General features: G+C 75.7%; 2 protein-coding genes. Both read left to right on the top strand.

Annotation, left to right across the window (positions count from 1 at the left end; genetic code table 11):
* Positions 1 to 260: 260 nt before the first annotated feature.
* Positions 261 to 755 carry a MarR family winged helix-turn-helix transcriptional regulator gene (locus tag ACSNOK_RS32360; RefSeq protein ID WP_436784358.1) on the top strand — a complete coding sequence of 165 codons (495 nt, stop codon included), beginning with the start codon at positions 261 to 263 and terminating at the stop codon, positions 753 to 755.
* A 127-nt stretch (positions 756 to 882) separates the two neighbouring features.
* Complete coding sequence (locus ACSNOK_RS32355) at positions 883 to 2,157, top strand: TolB family protein (protein ID WP_436784357.1); 1,275 nt, start codon at positions 883 to 885, stop codon at positions 2,155 to 2,157.
* Positions 2,158 to 2,749 lie beyond the last annotated feature (592 nt).

The following is a 2,749-nucleotide window of genomic DNA, read 5'->3' as shown; positions in this document are numbered from 1 at the left end:
GGGTGGCGCGGGAGGGGAGTGCGGACATGCTGCCTCCGGGACCTCGGTGGGGGGAGGAGGAACGGATCGGTGCGCCGCGTCGATTGGCGCGGCCATGACATCGGTGGGGTTACTCGACAAGCTACGCGCGTGGCTCCGCCGGGCGATAGGCCCCCGGGTTGCCGTCGTTGGTCTAATCCTGCGAAATACTGACGGAGCTGCGGCGACCTGCCGCGACCCGGGCAAAGTTTCACGTACTGGAAAGCCGGAGAGGGCCCCACGTGCACCAGACCACCACGCCGCCTCCCGAGGAGGGTGGCACGGACCAGCGGACCGCCAGTGGTGAGGACCACTCCTTCCTCGCCCTGGAACGCGAGCTCTCCGTGTTCCTGCGCCGCGCCCGCGCCTCCTCGGGGGAGATGGCGCGCGAGGTCCACCCCGAGCTCGAACCGGCCGCCTACGGACTGCTGGTCCGGCTCGCCGACGCCGGCCGCCAGCGCGCCACCGACCTCGCCGCCTACTTCGGCGTCGGCAAGGCCACCATGAGCCGTCAGCTGCGCGCCCTGGGCGAGCTCGGCCTGGTCACCCGCACCCCCGACCCGGCGGACGGCCGCGCCTCGCTGGTCGCCCTCACCGAGGAGGGGCACGCCCGCTTCTCCCGCGTCCGCGAGGCCCGCAGGGGCCAGTACATGCGCAAGCTCGCCGACTGGGACCGCGCCGAGATCGGCGAACTCGCCCGGCTGCTGCACCGGCTCAACACCAGCCTGGGCGGCTGACGGGACCGGGTCCTCCGGCCCTCGCCCCCGCGGCGGCCGGAGGGATGTACGGAAAAGAGCGGATTGACCCGTCGGCGCCGACCGGGTTCCATCGAGCGGATCGCGCATCTGACTCCAGGGGGGAACCATGGGAACGAAGAGACGGACGACCCTCACACTGTTACCCGCCGCGGCGCTGGCCCTCGCCCTCACCGCGACGGCTCCCGCCGAAGCCGCCGGCGCCCCGGCCGCCGGCGCCGCTGCCCGCCCGCACTGGCCCGTCGTCGTGCCGGTCGGCACCGCCGCCGACGGCACACCGGCGAACGCCGACGTCTCCGCCCCCGCCATCAGCGGCGACGGACGGTACGTGGCCTTCTCCACCAAGGCGGACAACCTCGTCCCCGGCGACACCGAGGGCCTGGAGGACGTCTTCGTCAAGGACGTCCGCACCGGCAGGATCACCCGAATCGCCGCACCCGAACGGGGACCCGACATCCTCGGGGCGAGAGCCGTCGAGCCGTCCCTCAGCGCCGACGGCCGCCGGCTCGCGTTCCGCTCGTACGTCACACAGAACAACCACACCAAGCCCCCGAGCCACTTCAGTCACATCCATGTCGTGGACCTCCGCACCGGGCGCAGGGAACAGGCCGACGTGGACCTGGCCGCGCCCGACGGCGGCTCCTCCCGCAACCCGCTGCTTGCCCCCGACGGCCGCTCGGTGACCTTCACCTCCGGCGCGGGGCTCTCCTCCCGGGGCGACTACATCCACGCCGCCCGGCTCTGGCGGCGGGATCTCGTCCGCCACCGCAGCACCCTCCTCGCCGCGCCGGCCGAGGCCGCCGTGGAGCGCGCCACCTTCAGCCGGGACGGCCGCCGGCTCGTGTACGAGGACCTCAGGGGCGGCGTCTCCGGCAGGTGGACGAGCCGGGTCCACGTCCGCGACATGCGGACCGGCGCGGACCGGCGGCTCGACGTGCCGTACGACGGCAGCCCGGACCAGCAGTACGCCCAGGACCCCTCGGTCTCCCCGGACGGCCGCTACGCCCAGTTCACCGCCCGGGCCTACAACCTGCTCCCGGGCGGCATCCCCGGCGCCGCGTACGTGTACCTGTCCGACCTGCGCCGCGGCACCCTCCAGCGGATCACCGCGAAGGACGACGAACCGTCGGCCGAGGGCGAGTTCGCCGCCGGGGGCCGCCTGTTGACCTTCAACGGCGGTGGCCAGGTGTACCTCCGCGACCTGCGCACCGGCCGCACCCGGCTGATCAGCGCCACCCCGGACGGCACACCGGGCGACGGGGCCAGCGGCGCGCCCGCGCCCGACGCCCGGGGCGACGCGATCGCGTTCCGCTCCACCGCCCGCGACCTCGTGCCCGGGGCGGACGGCACCCGGACGCAGGTCTACCTGCGAATGCCGGACTGACCACTCGCCCGCCGGTCGCCGGGCACCGGCCGCCGGGCGGGGAATGCGGCTCCGGGCGGCGCGCCGTCACGCCACCGCGGGCTTTCCACGCCGCCGCCCCCGCCGCCAACCCCCTGACGGCTGCTCAATCGTTCTCCGACCCGGGCAAACGCCCCGACGGGCGCCGGCGGGCCACTTGGCGACGGCCGTGAGGCGCGGCTCTACTGGTGGTTGCCGGTCCGCCTGGCGGTGTGGGCGCGCAGCGCGGTGTCCGGCGCCTGGACGCCGCCCCTCCCGCGGCCTCCGGATCGGCCTTCGGGCGGGGCGATCAGCCCGGTGACGGTCGCGGAGCACGGCTCTCCTCGCGGTGGCCGGTCCGTGGCCGGCCCCTGGGACGCGGTTCCCCGGGCGGGCGCCGCCCGTCATTCGATGACGTCCCGAGGCGCGGCTCTCCTCGCGGCTCCCGGTCCGCCCGCCAGGTGGGCGGAGCCCCGCGTGGCCGGCGCCCGGGCGCGGTTCGGCCGGGCGGGCGCCGGACCGCGGCGGCTCGGCGGCGGTCGCCCGGGGCGCAGGCCGTCGTACCGGCCACCGCACAGGCCCGCCCAACCCCGCC

The sequence above is a fragment of the Streptomyces sp. URMC 126 genome, assembly GCF_051386555.1.
In the GTDB taxonomy this organism is placed as follows: Bacteria; Actinomycetota; Actinomycetes; order Streptomycetales; family Streptomycetaceae; genus Streptomyces.
The sequence above is the reverse complement of the archived record's forward strand: the minus strand, read 5'-3'. Positions and strand labels throughout refer to the sequence as shown.